Source organism: Phenylobacterium sp. (assembly GCF_965229015.1).
In the GTDB taxonomy this organism is placed as follows: domain Bacteria; phylum Pseudomonadota; class Alphaproteobacteria; order Caulobacterales; family Caulobacteraceae; genus Phenylobacterium.
The window spans coordinates 1,482,599-1,499,461 of the sequence record NZ_CBDDIM010000002.1 but is presented as its reverse complement, the minus strand read 5'-3'; the positions used below and the strand labels follow the sequence as shown (position 1 = coordinate 1,499,461).

General features: G+C 70.6%; 13 protein-coding genes. 9 read left to right on the top strand and 4 right to left on the bottom strand.

The window, feature by feature from the left end; translation table 11 throughout:
* Nucleotides 1-44 precede the first annotated feature (44 nt).
* The 3 genes from ACO06I_RS23630 to ACO06I_RS23620 all read left to right on the top strand — a co-directional run bounded on the left by ACO06I_RS23630 (nucleotide 45) and on the right by ACO06I_RS23620 (nucleotide 7,547).
* A complete protein-coding gene (locus ACO06I_RS23630) occupies nucleotides 45-3,632 on the top strand; it encodes a hydantoinase B/oxoprolinase family protein (protein WP_421935066.1) in 3,588 nt (1,195 codons plus the stop codon).
* A 30-nt stretch (nucleotides 3,633-3,662) separates the two neighbouring features.
* Nucleotides 3,663-4,289, top strand: coding sequence for a hypothetical protein (locus ACO06I_RS23625; protein ID WP_421935065.1), 627 nt, complete (start codon nucleotides 3,663-3,665; stop codon nucleotides 4,287-4,289).
* Between the two features lie 384 nt (nucleotides 4,290-4,673).
* On the top strand, nucleotides 4,674-7,547 hold the full coding sequence (locus ACO06I_RS23620) for a TonB-dependent receptor (RefSeq protein WP_421935064.1): 2,874 nt from the start codon (nucleotides 4,674-4,676) through the stop codon (nucleotides 7,545-7,547).
* 69 nt (nucleotides 7,548-7,616) lie between these two features.
* Here the strand turns inward: ACO06I_RS23620 and ACO06I_RS23615 are convergent, their stop codons facing one another.
* Entirely contained in the window at nucleotides 7,617-8,036 is a 420-nt protein-coding gene (locus tag ACO06I_RS23615; protein ID WP_421935063.1) for a GNAT family N-acetyltransferase, read from the bottom strand.
* Nucleotides 8,037-8,223: 187 nt separating this feature from the next.
* On the opposite strand from ACO06I_RS23615, the gene ACO06I_RS23610 reads away from it, so the two are divergent.
* The gene (locus tag ACO06I_RS23610) at nucleotides 8,224-9,156 is read left to right on the top strand and encodes a cation diffusion facilitator family transporter (protein ID WP_421935062.1); all 933 of its coding nucleotides are present in this window, start codon (nucleotides 8,224-8,226) and stop codon (nucleotides 9,154-9,156) included.
* Nucleotides 9,157-9,298: 142 nt separating this feature from the next.
* On the opposite strand, the gene ACO06I_RS23605 is transcribed toward ACO06I_RS23610, so the two are convergent.
* Complete coding sequence (locus ACO06I_RS23605; protein ID WP_421935061.1) at nucleotides 9,299-10,540, bottom strand: glutamate carboxypeptidase; 1,242 nt, start codon at nucleotides 10,538-10,540, stop codon at nucleotides 9,299-9,301.
* 150 nt (nucleotides 10,541-10,690) lie between these two features.
* Here ACO06I_RS23605 and ACO06I_RS23600 point away from each other — a divergent pair, with 150 nt between their 5' ends.
* The 5 genes from ACO06I_RS23600 (at nucleotide 10,691) to ACO06I_RS23580 (ending at nucleotide 15,571) form a co-directional block, all read left to right on the top strand.
* Complete coding sequence (locus ACO06I_RS23600; RefSeq protein WP_421935060.1) at nucleotides 10,691-11,758, top strand: S41 family peptidase; 1,068 nt, start codon at nucleotides 10,691-10,693, stop codon at nucleotides 11,756-11,758.
* 72 nt (nucleotides 11,759-11,830) lie between these two features.
* Nucleotides 11,831-12,415 carry a hypothetical protein gene (locus tag ACO06I_RS23595; protein WP_421935059.1) on the top strand — a complete coding sequence of 195 codons (585 nt, stop codon included), beginning with the start codon at nucleotides 11,831-11,833 and terminating at the stop codon, nucleotides 12,413-12,415.
* Between the two features lie 45 nt (nucleotides 12,416-12,460).
* Nucleotides 12,461-13,099 (top strand): DsbA family protein, encoded by a 639-nt coding sequence (locus ACO06I_RS23590; protein ID WP_421935058.1) that lies wholly within the window; start codon nucleotides 12,461-12,463, stop codon nucleotides 13,097-13,099.
* Between the two features lie 2 nt (nucleotides 13,100-13,101).
* Entirely contained in the window at nucleotides 13,102-14,280 is a 1,179-nt protein-coding gene (locus tag ACO06I_RS23585) for an NAD(P)/FAD-dependent oxidoreductase (protein WP_421935057.1), read from the top strand.
* 133 nt (nucleotides 14,281-14,413) lie between these two features.
* Nucleotides 14,414-15,571 carry a pentapeptide repeat-containing protein gene (locus ACO06I_RS23580; RefSeq protein ID WP_421935056.1) on the top strand — a complete coding sequence of 386 codons (1,158 nt, stop codon included), beginning with the start codon at nucleotides 14,414-14,416 and terminating at the stop codon, nucleotides 15,569-15,571.
* On the opposite strand, the gene ACO06I_RS23575 is transcribed toward ACO06I_RS23580, so the two are convergent.
* Together ACO06I_RS23575 and ACO06I_RS23570 are read right to left on the bottom strand one after the other, a co-directional pair.
* Complete coding sequence (locus ACO06I_RS23575) at nucleotides 15,568-15,933, bottom strand: EthD domain-containing protein (RefSeq protein WP_421935055.1); 366 nt, start codon at nucleotides 15,931-15,933, stop codon at nucleotides 15,568-15,570. The two genes, ACO06I_RS23580 and ACO06I_RS23575, sit on opposite strands and share 4 nt — an antisense overlap.
* Before the next feature lie 50 nt (nucleotides 15,934-15,983).
* Nucleotides 15,984-16,814, bottom strand: coding sequence for a 5'-methylthioadenosine/S-adenosylhomocysteine nucleosidase (locus ACO06I_RS23570; protein WP_421935054.1), 831 nt, complete (start codon nucleotides 16,812-16,814; stop codon nucleotides 15,984-15,986).
* Nucleotides 16,815-16,863: the final 49 nt, after the last annotated feature.

Below are 16,863 nucleotides of genomic sequence, written 5' to 3'. Positions count from 1 at the left end.
ACGCAGCAAACACAACGCGCATCATCCCGCAGGCAGGTTAAGTTTTGGACAGGCTCTGGAGTTTCTGGATCGACCGCGGCGGCACCTTCACCGACGTGATCGGCAAGGCGAGCGACGGCGAGGAGGTCTCGCTCAAGCTGCTCTCCAGTTCGCCGGCCTATGAGGACGCCGCCGTCGAGGCCATGCGCCGGGTGCTGGGCGCCGGCCCTGGCGCCCCCTTCCCGGCCGACCGCGTGGAAGCCATCAAGATGGGCACCACCGTGGCCACCAACGCCCTGCTGGAGCGGCGCGGGGCCACGACCCTGTTCGTGGCCACCCAGGGCTTCGCCGACGCCCTGGTGATCGGCGACCAGTCCCGGCCCGACCTCTTCGCCCTGAACATCGTCCGCCCCGAGCCGCTCTATTCCGGCGTCGTCGAGGCCCGCGAACGCCTCGCCGCCGATGGGGCCGTGGTCCGAGACCTCGACCGCGAGGACCTGGCGGCCAAGCTCAAGGCGGCTGTGGCCGACGGCTACACCGCCGCCGCCATCGCCTTCCTGCACGCCGACCTCAACCCCGCCCACGAGATCGCCGCCGGGGAGCTGGCGCGGGCCGCCGGTTTCGAGTTCGTGGCCCTGAGCCACGAGGTCTCCCCCCTGCCCCGCTACATCCCCCGGGCCGAGACCACCGTGGCCGACGCCTATCTGACGCCCGTGCTGCGCGCCTATGTGGAGAGGGTGGCCGGCGCCGTGGCCGGCGCGCCGCTCTACTTCATGACCTCGGCCGGCGGCCTGGTGCGCGCCTCGGCCTTCCGCGGCCGCGACGCCGTGGTCTCCGGCCCCGCGGGGGGCGTGGTGGGGGTGGCCGAGACCGCGCGGGCGGCCCACGCCGACCAGGCCCTGGGCTTCGACATGGGCGGCACCTCCACCGACGTCTGCCGCTATGCCGGCCGCCTGGAGCGCCGCGACACCGCCGTGATCGCCGGGGTGAAGCTGCGCAGCCCCATGCTGGACGTGGAGACCGTGGCGGCGGGCGGCGGCTCGATCCTGTTCTTCGACGGCCTGCGCGCCCGGGTCGGCCCCCACAGCGCCGGCGCCGACCCCGGCCCCGCCGCCTATGGCCGGGGCGGTCCCGCCACGGTCACCGACGCCAACCTGGTGCTGGGAAGGCTCGATCCGCGCTTCTTCCCGGCCATCTTCGGCCCCAGGGCGGACGCCCCCCTGGACGTGGCCGCCGCCCGCGCCCGCCTGGCCGAACTGGCCCAAGCCATGGGCGCGGCCAGCGTGGAGGCCGCCGCCGAGGGCTTCGTGGCCATCGCCGTGGAACAGACCGCCCAGGCCGTGCGCCGCATCTCCACCGAGCGCGGCTTCGATCCGCGCGGCCACGCCCTGGTGGCCTTCGGCGGCGCGGCGGGCCAGGTGGGCTGCCAGGTGGCGCAGGCGCTCGGCGTCGACGAGGTGCTGTGCCCCCGCTACGGCAGCGTGCTCTCGGCCTGGGGCATCGGCCAGGCGCGGGTCACGGCCCTGAAGCAGGCCGGCCTCGACGCCCCCCTGGACGAGGCCGGCCTCGTCCGCGCCGCCACCCAGCTCGAAGGTGTCGAGGCCGAGGCCCGCCAGGCGCTGGCCGACCAGGGCGCCGACGACGGCCAACTCACCCGCACCCTGCGCCTGCGCTACGACGGGGCCGACGCCGAACTGCCCACCGCGCTGGGGCCGCTGGCGCAGGTGAAGGCCGCCTTCGAGGCCGCCCACCGCCGCCTGTTCGGCTTCGTGGAGCCGGATCGGACCATCGTGATCGCCAGCGTCGAGGCCGAGGCCATTCAAGACGCCGCCCATCCCCGCGAACGCGAAGCGGCGGCGCGAAGCCGCCAAGGCGGGGTCAGCTCATCGCAGGTCAACGGGGATGAGCGGATCGGGATGTTCGCCCACGGCGAAACCACCACCGCCCCCATCGTCGCCGCCGAGACCCTCACCACCCTCGAGGGGCCCGCCCTCATCGTCCGCCCCGACACCCAGATCGCCCTGCCCCTGGGCTGGCGCGCCACCGCGGAAGACGACGGCCTCATCCGCCTGACCCGGGCTGGCGGGGTCCAGGCCCGCGCCATCGCCCTGGACCGCCCCGACCCCATCACCCTGGAGCTCTTCAACCGCCGCTTCATGGGGGTCGCCGAGGCGATGGGCGCCGCCCTGGAACGCACCGCCCACTCGGTGAACATCAAGGAGCGTCTGGACTTCTCCTGCGCCCTCTTCGACGCGGACGGCGGCCTGGTGGCCAACGCGCCGCACATGCCGGTCCACCTGGGCTCCATGGGCGCCAGCGTCCGCGCCGTCCGCGACCGCCATCCCACCCTCAGGCCCGGCGACGCCTTCGCCCTCAACAATCCCTACGCGGGCGGCACCCACCTGCCCGACATCACCGTGGTCATGCCGGTCTTCATGCCGGGCGCCGCGACGGCGGCCTTCTATGTCGCCGCCCGCGGCCACCATGCCGATGTCGGCGGGGTGCAGCCGGGCTCCATGCCGCCCTTCTCGAAGACCATCGACGAGGAGGGCGTGCTACTGGACGCCATCCCGATCATGCGCGGCGGACTATTCCTGGAGGCCGACACCCGCGCGGCCCTGGGGGCCGGGCGCTGGCCGGCCCGCGCCCCTGACCGCAACATCGCCGACCTCAAGGCCCAGATCGCCGCCTGCCAGGCCGGCGCAGCGGCGGTGGCCGGCATGATCGAGGGCTTCGGCGGCGAGGTGGTGGCCGCCTACATGACCTTCGTGCAGCAGAACGCCACGGCCTCGGTCCGCCGGGCCATCGGCAGGCTGTCGGACGGCCTGGCCCGCGTGCCCATGGACGGCGGCGGCGAGATCGTCGTCATCACCACCGTGGACGCCGCCAAGGGCGAGGCGACCCTCGACTTTCGCCAGTCCGCCGACCAGTTGCCGTCGAACTTCAACGCCCCCTCGGCCATCGTCGACGCCGCGGCCCTCTATGTCTTCCGAACCCTGGTGGACGACGACATCCCGCTCAATTCCGGCTGTCTGGCGCCCCTCAACATCCTGACGCGGCCCGGCTCCATGCTGGCCCCGGCCCCGCCCGCCGCCGTGGTGGCCGGCAATGTCGAGACCAGCCAGCACGTGGTGGACGCCCTCTATGCGGCGCTCGGCGTCATGGCCAACGCCCAGGGCTCGATGAACAACTTCACCTTCGGCGACGAGACCCGCCAGTACTACGAGACCCTCTGCGGCGGGGCCGGGGCGACGGCCCAGGCCGACGGCGCCAGCGCGGTTCACACGCACATGACCAATAGCCGCCTCACCGACCCGGAGATCCTGGAGCGGCGCTTCCCCGTCCGGGTCGAGACCTATGCGATCCGGCCGGAGTCCGGGGGCGCCGGCGCGCACCGGGGCGGCGACGGGGCGGTGCGGCGGGTGCGCTTCCTGGCCCCCATGGAGGCCGCCCTGCTCTCCACCCGGCGCGACCACGCGCCCCAGGGAATCGCGGGCGGCGGCCCCGCCCTCCCCGGCGCCCAGCGTTTGATCACGGCCTCGGGCGCGGTAAAGGAACTTCCCGGCTGCTTCTCGGTTACGGTCCAGCTTGGCGACGTGATCGAGATCCAAACCCCCGGGGGCGGAGGCTTCGGATCACTCGCCGCCTCCTGATCGACACAGTTTCAAGGTTCCAACGTCTTCATGTCCGCACTCATCGCCGCCCTCGCCCTGTTCGCCGCCGCCGAGCCCGCCGCGGCTGCGCCCGCCCCCGCCGAGCTGACCCTCACCGAGGACATGCCCTATCCGGCCGGCGCGCCGCGGGACGACTACGGCCTGGTGGCCTGGTGCTACGGGGCCCTGCGCGGCTACGTCGACCTGCACGACCAGATGATGCCCGACGTCACCGACATCGAGAAAACCCCGCCGGTGAACCCCGACACCACCCTGGCCGAGAAGCTGCAGGCCTACGCCACCATCCAGACCCGGGCCAAGCAGGACATGAAGCTGTTCGCGCGCGCCATGGAGGCCGCCGAGCGCGCCAGCCTCAAGCCGATCAACACCATCGGCGCCGCGGCCGTGAAGAAGGGGCACGCCACCTGGGCCGCCGCCGCCAACATGCCCAAGCGCCAGGTCGCCCAGAACTGGATGGGCTGGACCCTGCCGGTCCGCTGCACCCCCACGGCCCATGCCCTGGAGGAACGCGCCAAGCTGATGGGCAAGACCTTCCAGGTGAACAGCGACCCGGCGCCCGAGGCCGCCCCGGCCCCAGAGGCGGCCCCCGTCGAGCCCACCCCGGAGACGTCCGGCGCCGTCGCCCCGACTCGGTAGCCCGACACCGCGCGATTTTCTGACGCTGTAAGCGAACCGTCCCGGCTGTCGAACCGACTCCGGAGGCGGTTTTGCGCGTCCCTGTTGCCGAAAAACGACAGCCCGCCCTTTCGGCCCCTGCGTCAACTTTTTACCGACCGGCTGGACTGTTTTCAAACGCCTTTTCTCAGAGGTGTTCGAAACTTCGGTATGGTTTTGACGTAACGCGAAAAACTGAATCCCGATATCAGACTAGTTTTGACAATACCGTCAGGGTCTTTTCTCATCTCGGAAAATTCTAACAGAAAAGAGACTTGAGTTTCAGAACTGCCGCCGCTCTTTCCCCGCAGCGGTCTGCCAATATTGCGGCTGATAACGCAGTTATATTTGAAACAGGGGAAACGCGTGCGTAACAAAAGCTATCTTGCCGGGGCCTCGTCTGTCGCGCTGGCCGCCATACTCAGCCTGACCGCCGGCCAGGCCTTCGCCCAGGACGACGCCGAAGTCTCCGAAGTCGTCGTCACCGGGTCCTTCATCGCCGGCTCGCCGGAAGACGCCGCCCTGCCGGTGAACGTCATCGGCGCCGATGAGATGCAGAAGCAGGGCGCCCCCTCGACGGTGGACCTGATCAAGTCGATCCCCGCGGTCAGCGGCGCCATCGGCGAGTCCAACCAGTTCGGCGCCGGCCAGACCACCGGCTCGGGCAACATCAACCTGCGCGGCCTGGGCGCCGAGCGCACCCTGGTGCTGATGAACGGCCGCCGCATGGCGGTCTCCCCCGGCAACATCACCGTCGACACCAACCTGATCCCCGCCGCGGCCATCGGCCGGGTCGAGGTGCTGAAGGACGGCGCGGCGGCGACCTACGGCTCGGACGCCGTGGCCGGCGTGGTCAACTTCATCACCCGCAAGAACCTCAACGGCTTCGAGGCCTCGGGCCAGTACTCCTTCATTCCGGGATCGGACGGCGAATACACCACGGGCCTGGCCTATGGCTGGGTCGGCGACCGCGGCGACCTGCTGCTCACCGCCGGCTACCGCCACCGCTCGGAACTGAACACCCGCGAGCGTGACTACACGATCCGCTCGATCACCGAGAACCCGCAGGGCGGCTGGTCCAGCTTCGGCAGCCCCGGCATCTACCTCTCCAGCGCCAACGGCGGCGCCAGCTACACCTCGGCCTATGCCGACCCCGGCTGCGCGGTGATCTCCGGCCCCAGCTGCGCCTTCCAGTACATCGGCTTCGACAACCTCATCGAGCGTGAGGAGCACTACCAGCTCTTCGGCCAGGTGAACCTCGAGGTCACCGACTCCACCAAGTTCCACTTCGAAGTGCTCTATGCCGGCCACGACGTGCCGGAGGAGAACTCCTCGCCCTCCTATCCGCCGAACAACTTCCCCTCCTCGGCCACCACCACCAAGGCCCAGGGCAACGGCTTCTACATCCCGGCCTCCAACCCCGGCCTGCAGGCCCTGATCGCCAAGGGTCTGGCCCCGGCGACCGCCGCCACGAGCGGCCTGTTCACCTCCATCGCCTGGCGTCCGCTCGGCGTCGGCGGCAACGGCCTCTACGGCTATGAGGGCAAGGAAGACCGCCGCAAGTTCACGGCCTTCCGCGTCTCGGGCGGCTTCAACGGCAAGTTCGAGAACGGCATCGGTTGGGACACCGCCCTGACCTACATGGAAGATCAGAGCGAGATCGCCACGCCGGACATCATCGTCTCGCGCCTGGAGCTGGCCCTGCGCGGCCTCGGCGGCACGGGCTGCAACGTCGCCACCGGGACCCCGGGCGTCGGCGGCTGCCTCTACTTCAACCCCTTCTCCACCGGCGTCCCCGCCAACGTCCTCGACGGCCGCACCAACCCCAACTACGTCGGCTCCACGGCCAATTCGAAGGACGTCCTCGACTACCTGTTCGAGGACTATTCCTACGAGACCCGCACCCGGCTGTTCGCCGCCGACCTGGTCTTCAACGGCGAGCTGCCGATCGACCTGGGCGCCGGGGCCTTCGCCTGGGCGGCCGGCGGCCAGTACCGCTGGAGCGCCATCGACCGTCGCGTCAGCGACCTGACCAACATCGCCGTGACCCCCTGCGTCGACAGCCCGATCAATCCGGCCGCGACCTGCACGGCCAAGAACGGCGCCTTCAGCTTCTTCGGCCCGCTCACCAACTATGACCTGGACTACAGCGTGCTGGCCGCCTTCGGCGAACTGCAGGCGCCGCTGACCGACAGCCTCACCGCCACCCTGGCGGTCCGCTACGAGAGCTACAGCGGCAATGTCGGCGCCACCACCAATCCGAAGGTGGCCCTGAAGTGGCAGGCCACCGACTGGCTGGCCTTCCGCGCCTCGGCGGGCTCGACCTTCCGCGCCCCGCCCCAGACCCAGATCGCCCCGGCCTTCACCACCAACCTGGCCTACACCGCCGTGGCCGGGGGCTATCGCGCCTACGACCTCTACGGCGACCCGAACCTGGAGCCGGAAAAGGCCAACACCCTGAACCTGGGCGCCATCGTCCAGATCAGCGACTTCCAGGCCACCCTCGACTACTGGAGCTTCGACTTCGCCGGCCCGATCCGCAACGAGAGCGGCTCGTCCATCGTCAACGCCCTGTTCCCGAACGGCACCTCGACGACCCTGCCCAACAACTGCGCCAATCCGGCCTATGCCGGCCTGCTCAGCCGGGTCAGCTTCATCGGAGGCGTCTGCCTGCCGGGGAACATCAACCGGGTGCGGATCAACTACGTCAACGGGTCCGACGTGAAGACCAGCGGCCTGGACTTCTCGGCCAACTACAAGTTCCGCGACGTCCTGGACGGCTCCGTCGGCCTGGGCCTCGATATGACCTACGTGCTGAACTACGACGTCGCCGCCACCACCATCGAGGGCGTCACCGTCCTGCCGGCGGCCGACTATTCCGGCACCATGGACTATCTGGGCTACGGCTCGCAGCCGAAGTGGAAGGCCACGGCCTTCGCCGAATACACCCGCGGCGACCAGAACATCCGTTGGACCGTCCGCTATGTCGACGACATGATCGACACCCGCGGGGCCACCACCTTCACGGCGGCCAGCCCCAACGGCAAGAAGGTCGACGCCTTCCTCACCCACGACATCAGCTACCGGGCCTTCCTGCCCTGGGACGTGACGGTGACGGCCTCGGTGATCAACGTCTTCGACCAGGACCCGCCCTTCGCCCGGCTGGACCTCAGCTACGACCCCTTCACCGCCAATCCGCTCGGCCGCTACTTCAAGCTGGGCGTCACCAAGAAGTTCTAGAGGTCTTCCCCCTCGAGAACTTAACTCACGGGGCGGCGTCCAATACGCCGCCCCTCTTTTTTTGAGCCTTTACAGGTCCTTGCGCAGGAACCAGCGCGGGAACATCGGCGCCGGTCCGTCGATCTGGCCGAACACCGCAAACCCCAGCCGCTCATAGAAGGCCCGCGCCTGGAAGGCGTAGGTGTCGAGCCAGATGTTGCGGCAACCGCGGGCGACCGCCTCGGCCTCCGCCTGGGCCATCAGTCGCGTCCCCAGCCCCTGCCCCCGCGCGCCCTCGGGCGTCACCAGCAGGCCGATATAGAACGAGCCCCAGAGCGACAGGCCCCAGAGCCCGCCCAAGACCTCTTCGCTGTCGGGTTCGGTGATGGTCAGGGCGAAGGGCTCCCCCTGCGCGTTCCCCACCGTCTTCTCGTTGAAGGCCAGCAGGGGCGCCCAGATGGGCATGTAGGCGTCGTCGGGGCTCGCGGCCCCGCGGATGATCAGATCCATGTCTTGTCTTTCGGATGATGCGCGCACGCAGGCGCTCGAGCGCAGCCCCAAGGGCCACGCGGTCAGGTCGAACGGGCTGGAGGCGCGGTCAGACCGCGACGAAACCGATCATCATGCGGGCAGGCTAGCCAAGGATGCGCGCGATGGCGACGGACGATTTTCCGCCTGCCGCGTTCTACCGCGACCCATGGCCCACTCCCGCACCGTCATCTTCGCCGCCCTGGCCGGCAACACCGCCATCGCGATCACCAAGTTCGCCGCGGCCCTCTTCACCGGCTCCAGCGCCATGATGAGCGAAGCCATCCACTCGGTCGTCGACACCGGCAACCAGCTGCTGCTGCTCAACGGCCTGCGCCGGGCGGCCAAGGCCCCCACGGAGCGCCACCCCCTGGGCTACGGCCTGCAGCTCTACTTCTACACCTTCGTGGTTTCGGTGCTGATCTTCGGGGTCGGCGCGGTGGTCTCGGTGCTGCACGGGATCGAGCGAATCCGGAACCCCGAGCCCATCGAGAACGCCTGGGTCAACTACCTGGTCCTGGCCTTCGGGGTGATCTTCGAGGGCGCCGTGTGGATCGTGGCGCTCAAGTCCTTCAACGAGGAACGCGCCGGCCGCGGCTGGGTCGCGGCGGTGAAGTCCAGCAAGGACCCCACCGTCTTCACCGTGCTGTTCGAGGACACCGCCGCCCTGCTGGGTCTGCTGGTGGCCCTGCTTGGCGTGTTCTTCTCCCAGACCCTGAACATGCCGGTGCTGGACGGCGTCGCCTCCGTCGGCGTCGGCCTGATCCTCGGCGTCACCGCCTTCTTCCTGGCCGCCGAGAGCCAGAGCCTGCTCACCGGCGAGGCCGCCGCCCCTCACACGCGCACCGAGATCAAGGCCATCGCCGGCGCCCAGCCCGGCGTCGCCCGGGTCAACGAGCTCCTGACCATGCACTTCGGCCCCTGCGATATCCTGGTGGCCCTGTCCCTCGACTTCGACGACGCCATGCCCGCCGGCGAGGTGGAACGCACTGTCACCCGCATCGAAAGGGCCATCAAGGCCGCCCATCCCGACGTCACTCGCATCTTCATCGAGGCCCAGAGCTTCGAGGGGCATTGGGGGCGTGCCGAGCCCGTCAAATAGACCCCACAAATCCGCTCATCCCCGCGAAAGCGGGGACCCAGGTGTTTTTGTGATTGGTGAGCTGCGACCGCCGTAGGTCTCAGAGGTCCTAGAACCAGAAAAGCCTGGGTCCCCGCTTTCGCGGGGATGAGCGGAGTTGGGGTTATTTCTTCGGCGGGTTCGCGCTCAGGTCCATGATCAGCTTGGTGAGCAGATAGAGCCGCGGCGTCACCGACTTCAGGTCCATGAACTCCTTGTCGGAGTGGAAGCCGCCGCCCACCGGGCCCAGGCCGTCCAGGGCCGGCGTGCCCGCCTCGTAAGCCAGGGCCGACTGCGAGGCGCCGCCATTGCCGCCGGTTCCGAGCTTCAGCCCCAGGCCCGCATAGATGGCCTGCGCCCGCGCCGCCAGCGCGTCGGTCGCCGGGTTGTTGGCCAGCGGCGGGAACGAGGTTTCCCGCGTCACGGTCACCGTGGTGTCGGGCACCACCGTGGTCTTGGCGGCGGCCTGCAGGGCGGCCTCCACCTCGTCGAACTCGCTCTTCTTGCGCGCCCGCACATTGAGCTGCGCCTTGGCGTCCTCGGGGATGATGTTGTAGCGCGAGCCCGCCTGGATGATCGTCAGGTTGACGGTCAGGCCGTCGCCCGAGTGGGGCATGCCCTCCACCGTGGCCAGCTGGTGGATCAGCTCGACGGCGGCGTTGCGGCCATCCTGCGGCGCGACTCCGGCGTGGGCGGCGCGGCCCTTGACCGCGATGTTCATGGTCGAGGAGCCCTTGCGCCACACCGTGATCACGTCGGGCGCATCGCCGGGCTCCAGGTTCAGCTCCACGTCGTGAGACTTCACCAGCCTGTCGATCAGGGCCCGCGTGCCGGGCGACCCGCGCTCCTCGCTGGTCTCGATGAGGAACGTGATCTGGGCGAAATTCTTGAAGCCGAGATCGTTGAGGATCTGCAGCGCGTAGAGCCCCTCGATCACCCCGCCCTTCTCGTCGGCCACGCCGGGGCCGCGCGCGCGGTCGCCCTCGATGGAGAAGGGCCACTTGGCTGTCGTGCCCGGCCCGAACACGGTGTCGATGTGGCCGATCATCAGGATCCTGGCCTTGCCCGTCCCCTTCAGAGTGGCCACCGTATTCTCCGGCAGGCCGTCGATCTCGGCCGGCACGGTCTCGATGGTCATGCCCAGGGCCTTCAGGCGCGGGATCAGGACGGCCGCCACCTTGCGCCCGCCCTCGATGTCGCCGGTGCCGGAGTCGATGTTGACCACCTGCTTCAGCAGGTCGAGCTGGGCTTCGCGAGCCTTCTCGGCCGCGGCCCAGACCTTGGCGTCCTTGCCCGCCGCCAGGGCCGGGGCCGAACTCACCAGCAGGGCCGCCACCGCCGCCATCGCAACCCGACTCGTACGCATTCGATCACTCCGCAAATCCGAGGCGTCACCTTGGCGGTCCGACGACCGCGATCAAGGGGAAACCGCGAACCTGTTCGGCCAAGCTTACGGGAGCTTAACTTGCCGCCGCCCGGCGAGCCCGCCTATCAGCGTCCAGTCCTGGAGACCTTCATGCGCCGTCATCTGCTGGCCGCCGGTGCGGCCCTTATCCTCGCCACCGGCCTCAACGGCCTCGCGCACGCCCAACCCGCCCCGGCCGCAGCCGTCGCCGCCGCGGTCAAACCGCTCGACGCCGCCGAGCGCCGCGACGTGATCGAGAGGTTGGCCAAGGCCCTGGAGGCGAACTTCGTCTTCCCGGAGACCGGCGCCAGGTACGCCGCCATGCTGCGGGCCAACCTGTCGTCGGGCGCCTATGACGGCCTCACCGACCCCACCGCCTTCGGAACCAAGGTCACCGCCGATCTCCAGGCCGTGGCGCCGGACGGCCACCTGCGCCTGGCCCCCGAATCCGCCTGGAACACCCCTCGCCCGCCCGCCACGGACATCCCGGCCAGCGCCCGCGCCTCGGGCCCGCCCGGGCTGGAGGAGGCCAGGATGATCGGCGACATCGCCTATCTGCGCTTCAATCAGTTCGTCGATGAGCCGCCCGAGCCCGAGAAGGCGCGCGCCTTCCTGCTGGCCCACGCCGACGCCAAGGCGGTGATCATCGACGCCCGGCCGCACCGCGGCGGGGGGCTGGCGGTGATGGACGCCATCCTGCCCCTGCTCTACCCGGCCACCACGCACCTGCTGCGGATGGACACCCGCGCCGGCATCGAGGACAGCGGCCCACTGACCGACGGACCGACCCTGGTGCGCCAGCCGTCGGCGCCCACCCTGGTTAGCCATGACCATGTGGTGATCCCCGACAAGGGCGAGACGCGCCTGCAGAAGGTCCCGGTCTACTATCTCACCTCCCGCCGCTCGGCCTCGGCCGCCGAACACCTGGCGCTCGCCTTCAAGCGCACCCACCGCGCCACCGTGGTGGGCGAGACCACCCGGGGGGCCGGCCACTATGGCGGCATCCTCGAGGTCGGCGCCCGCTTCGGCGTCTTCGTCCCCGTCGGCCGCTCCTACGACCCCGACACCAACTGGGACTGGGAGGGCAAGGGCGTCACCCCCGACGTCGCCGTCCCCACCGACCAGGCGCTCGACGAGGCCCTGAAGCTGGCCAGGGCGGCCGGCGCGCATCCGGGCTGAGGCGGCGGCGGGCTGGCGAACCCGTCGGCCCTGGGCCTAGGATAGGCCCGCGCGGTCACACAAGAGGCTCCCATGCCCGGGACAGCAGAGGTCGAGGTTCCCTGGTCGGCGGCCTGGAGCGGTGAGCAGGCCTTCCGTCTCCAGCCCTCGCGCGACTTCCCGGGCCTGCTGGAGCTGGATCAGAAACAGGCCCCGGGAGTGGGCGAACCGCTCTTCGCGGCCATCCACGTCACCCGTCAGCGCCGGGGCATGGTGGACCTGCTCTGCCATGTCTGCGGCGAACCGACCCCGGCCCACGACCGCTACATCTTCCCCGTCGCTTCGGGGGGTCTGGTCACCCTGCTCGACGGGACCCAGCAGTACGGCTGCAACGTGCCCCCCATCCACCGCGCCTGCGCCGAGCGGGCCGCGGGCGCCTGCCCCCATCTCTCCCGGCTGGGCGAGCCGCCCCTTCGCTGTTCGGACGACGAGGGGCGGGTGATCCATCGCACCGACGTCACGCCGGGCCTGGAGGCCCTGGCCAGGACCCTGCCGGCCGGGGTCGAGGTGGTGTTCTCCTGCTACCGCCTCTACGGCCCCGACTTCACCGGCGCGGTGATGGCCGCGCGGGAGGCCTGGGAGCGCCAGGCGCGGGCGCGGCGCCGGGCCGGGACCTGAAAAGCCCGAGCGCCGGGCGCCCGCTCGGTGCTAGACTGGGGCGTCATGCAAACGCCGCACCTGATCTACTTCGCCGATCCCATGTGCTCCTGGTGCTACGGCTTCTCACCGGTGATCGCCGACATCCGCAGGACCTTCGGCCGCGCCCTGCCGATCCAGCTGATCATGGGCGGCCTGCGTCCCGGGACCGACACCCCGATGACCGACGAGGCCAAGGCCAGCCTGGCCGGCCACTGGACCCACGTTACCGAGGCCTCGGGCCTGCCCTTCGACCCCGCCGTCCTGGAGACCCCGGGCTTCCTCTATGACACCGACCCGGCGGCCCGCGCCGTGGTCTGGGTGCGCCGCCAGGACCCGGAGCTGGCCCTGACCTTCCTGGGCGACCTGCAGGCGGCCTTCTACGCGCAGAACCAGAACATCACCGACCCCCTGGTCCTGGCCGCCCTGATCACCCGGCACGGCCTGAACGGCGAGAGCCTCCTGGCCGCCTTCGACACCGAGGACCTCAAGCACGAGACCTGGCGCGACTACGGGACCTCGCAGAAGGCCGGGGTCACCGGCTTCCCGACCCTGATCGCCGGCCCCACCGAGGCCGGCGCCTACGGCGTGGTGACCCGCGGCTTCCAGCCGGGCGCCGCGGTGGTGCCGATGCTGGAGGCCTGGCTCTCCGGTCCACTCAACTGAGCATGGAAAGCTTCGACGTCGTCGTGGTCGGCGCCGGCGCCGCCGGCATGATGTGCGCCATCGAGGCGGGCAAGCGCGGGCGCTCGGTCCTGGTGGTGGATCACGCCCAGGCGGCCGGCGAGAAGATCCGCATCTCCGGCGGCGGCCGCTGCAACTTCACCAACATCAACACCTCGCCGGCCAATTTCATCTCCGCCGACCCCCGCTTCGCCAAGGGTCCCCTGCGCCGCTATTCGGCCAGGGACTTCATCGCCCTGGTGGATCGCTACGGCATCGCCTGGCACGAGAAGACCCTGGGCCAGCTCTTCTGCGACGACAGCGCCAAGGACATCATCGCGATGCTGCTGGCCGAGATGAAGGCCGCCGGCGTCCAGCTCCGCCTGGCCACGGCGGTGGCCAAGGTCAGCAAGACCGCCACGGGCTTCGAGCTCGCCCTGCCCGGAGGGACGGTGGCGTGCGCGTCCCTGGTGGTCGCCACCGGCGGAAAGTCGATCCCGAAGATGGGCGCCACCGGCTGGGGCTACGAGATCGCCGCCGAGTTCGGCCTGCCGGTCATCGAGACCCGCCCCGCCCTGGTCCCCCTCACCTTCGAGGTGAAGACCCTGGAGCACCTCAAGCCCCTGGCCGGGGTCGCGGTCGACGCCGTGGCCGCCTGCGGCAAGACCCGGTTCGCCGAGGCCATGCTCTTCACCCACCGCGGCCTGTCGGGCCCCGCCATCCTGCAGATCTCCTCCTACTGGCGTGAGGGCCAGGAGATCACGCTGAGCATGGCGCCCGGGGTCGACCTGATGGCGGCCATGAAGCTCGCCAAGACCACCCGCGGCCGCCAGGCGACCGCCACCGTGCTGGCCGACCACATCCCCAAGCGCCTGGCCCAGATGATCGCCGAGGACGAGGGCGCGCTGGGCAACATCGCCGACCTGCCCGACAAGGTGCTGGCCCGGGTCGACGCCGCGGTGAACCGCTGGACCGTCAAGCCGGTGGGGTCGGAGGGCTACCGCACCGCCGAGGTCACCCTGGGCGGGGTGGACACCGCCGCCCTCGATCCGCGCACCCTGCAGGCCCGGGCGGTCCCCGGCCTCTACTTCGTCGGCGAGGTGGTGGACGTCACCGGCTGGCTGGGCGGATACAACTTCCAATGGGCCTGGTCGTCCGGCTGGTGCGCCGGTCAGGCGGCCTGAAGCCCCCAAGCTTCACCACCCTGCGTCAATCGGTCCCACGTTTTTGGGTGCAGCTTCGACCTTTGTTTAGCTTCTCCCCCGCAACGTGAAGTTGACGACGGCCCGTACGGCCGCGCGCGCTCATGGGGCCCCGGTGACCAAACCTGTCGAACGTTTGACCCAGGCCGAGCTGGTGAGCTGCGTGCTGAGTCATGAGCTCTTCCTCGCCGGCCGCCACGGTGGACGCCGCATGATCCTGCCCATGGTCGACCTCACCGGCCTGGCCATGCCCCGCCGCAACCTCGCCGACGCCGACCTGTCGGGGGCCAGCATGCGCGGCTGCGACCTCTCCGGCGCCATCCTCGACCGCGCCCAGCTGTTCGGGGCCGACCTGCGCGGCGCCAATCTCACCGGGGTCAGTCTCAGCCGGGCCGACATGCGCGGCGCCGTGCTCTGCGGCGCCGACCTCTCCGACGCCGACCTGCAGGACGCCGACTTCCGCCCCGGCCAGATCGCCGCCCACTCCGCCCAGGGCTTCGTCTCCCTCTCGCAGCGCCAGCGCGCCACCATGGCCGAGGCCGCCCCCAACAAGATCCGCTCCGACGTCGCCGCCGCCTTCGCCACCGACTTCTCCGACTGCACCATGCGCGGCGCCAAGCTGAACGGGGCCAAGCTGAAGAGCGCCAACCTGTCGGGCGCCCTGCTGGAGAACGCCGACTTCACCAGCGCCAACCTGGAGAACGCCGACTTCACCGACGCGGTGATGTCCGGCGCCATCCTGGCCGGCTCCACCACCCACGACGCCTGCATGACCGGCGTGGTCCAGGCGCCCACCGCCGAGGCCCTGTCGCGCCGCCCGGCCCTGCTGGAGGCGCTGGCCGGCCACCAGGTCTGGTGCCTCACCAACGGCAAGCAGGGGGGCGCGGCCCAGATGGAGGGCGCCGACCTGCGCGTGGTGGGCGACGCCCTCCACAGGGGCCAGCTCACCGGCCTGCAGGCGCCCGGCGCCTGTCTCGTGCGGCTGAACCTGGAGGGCGCCTTCCTGCAGGCGGCCAATCTCGAGGGCGCGGACCTGCGCGGCGCCAACCTTCGCGGGGCTGACCTGCGCGGCGCGCGCCTGGCCGGCGCCAACCTCGCCCGCGCCGACCTGCGCGGCGCCCTGCTCAAGCATCTGGAGGTGGGCGGCCGCGCCACCCCCACCGACCTCACCGGCGCCCGGTTCAGCTATGCCGACTGCCGCGGCGCCCAGCTCTCGCCGGGCCAGCTCGACGCCGCCGACGCCGCCGAGGCGCGCTTCGACCGGGCCGCCTAGAAGATCACCCGCTCCTGGCCCCAGAACAGCGGCGAGCGGCTATGGTCGATGAACTTCTTCTCGTCCTCCAGCAGCAGCCGGCCGGCCGCCTGGGCCTCGGGGCTGGCCATGATGGCGCCCAGCGCCTCCAGGCTCTCGTACCAGAGCTGCGCCACCCCGTCGTAGGGCTGCGGCGCCCCGCGGCTGGCCCGCAGCGGCTCGGAGAGCTCGTCGGGCATGGTGTGCATCTGGACGTAGCGCTGGATCCCCAGGGTCTCGCGCACGCTCGCCACCAGCGGGCCGTGGGCCCCGTGCCAATAGGCCTGGAAGTCCTCCCGGCTCAGATGCGGCAGGCGCACGAGGGGAAAGGTCAGCTTGATCATGGGCGTTTCCTCTTTCCCGCATCTCACGCCAGCCGGCGGGCCGTCGCAAGCTAGAGCGCGCGGATCAGGCCCAGGGTCACCGCCGCGGCGTTGTCCGAGGCCAGCTGGTTGAAGGCCGCGTAGAGCTTGTCACCCTCCCCGGCCCCGGCCAGGCTGGAGAGGCCGCGCACCGCCACGAAGGGTTTGCCGTTGCAGAAGGCCACGTGGGCCACGGCGGCGCTCTCGCAGTCCAGGACGCCCGCCTGGAAGGTCTCGAACACCCAGTCCCGCAGCTCGGTGTTGTTGACGAAGGCCGCCCCGGAGACGGCGTTCCCCCCCACCACCACCCGAGGGGTCTTGTCGAGCTGAGCCGCCCCGCCGCCCCTGGACAGCACCACCGTCACCGCCAGCCGTCGCGCCGCGGTGAGCACGGCCGGCGCCGCCGGGAACCAGAACCGCCGCCCGCTCTCGCCGTCCGGCCCGGTCACGATCACCGGCTTGGGGAACATCATCCCGAAATTGCCGAACCCGCCGGGGAAACCCGCCGCCGGCTCGAAGCCGCCGGGCCCCTCGCGCCCCATCACCACATCCAGGTACTGGCCCCATTGGCTGGCCACGAAGACGTCCCCCACCTTCAGGTCCGGATCGACCCCGCCGGCGCAGCCGCTGACCATCACCGTGGTGACGTCGAACAGGTCGAGGAGCCGCTGGGTGCTCATGGCCGCATTGACCATGGAGACCCCGCAGGCATGCAGCACCACCGCCTTGCCCGCCAGCAGGCCGGTCGTGAACACCGCTCCGCCGACCCTGTGCTCGGCGGCGTCGGTCAGGTCCTTGCGCAGGGCGGTCAGCTCGCTGGGCATGGCGCCGAGAACCGCGATCCGGGGGGTGTCGTCGAGCATGGGGCGTCCTTCGGCTGTCGGCCCTTAAGTGGCGCCTTTCGGGTGCCCC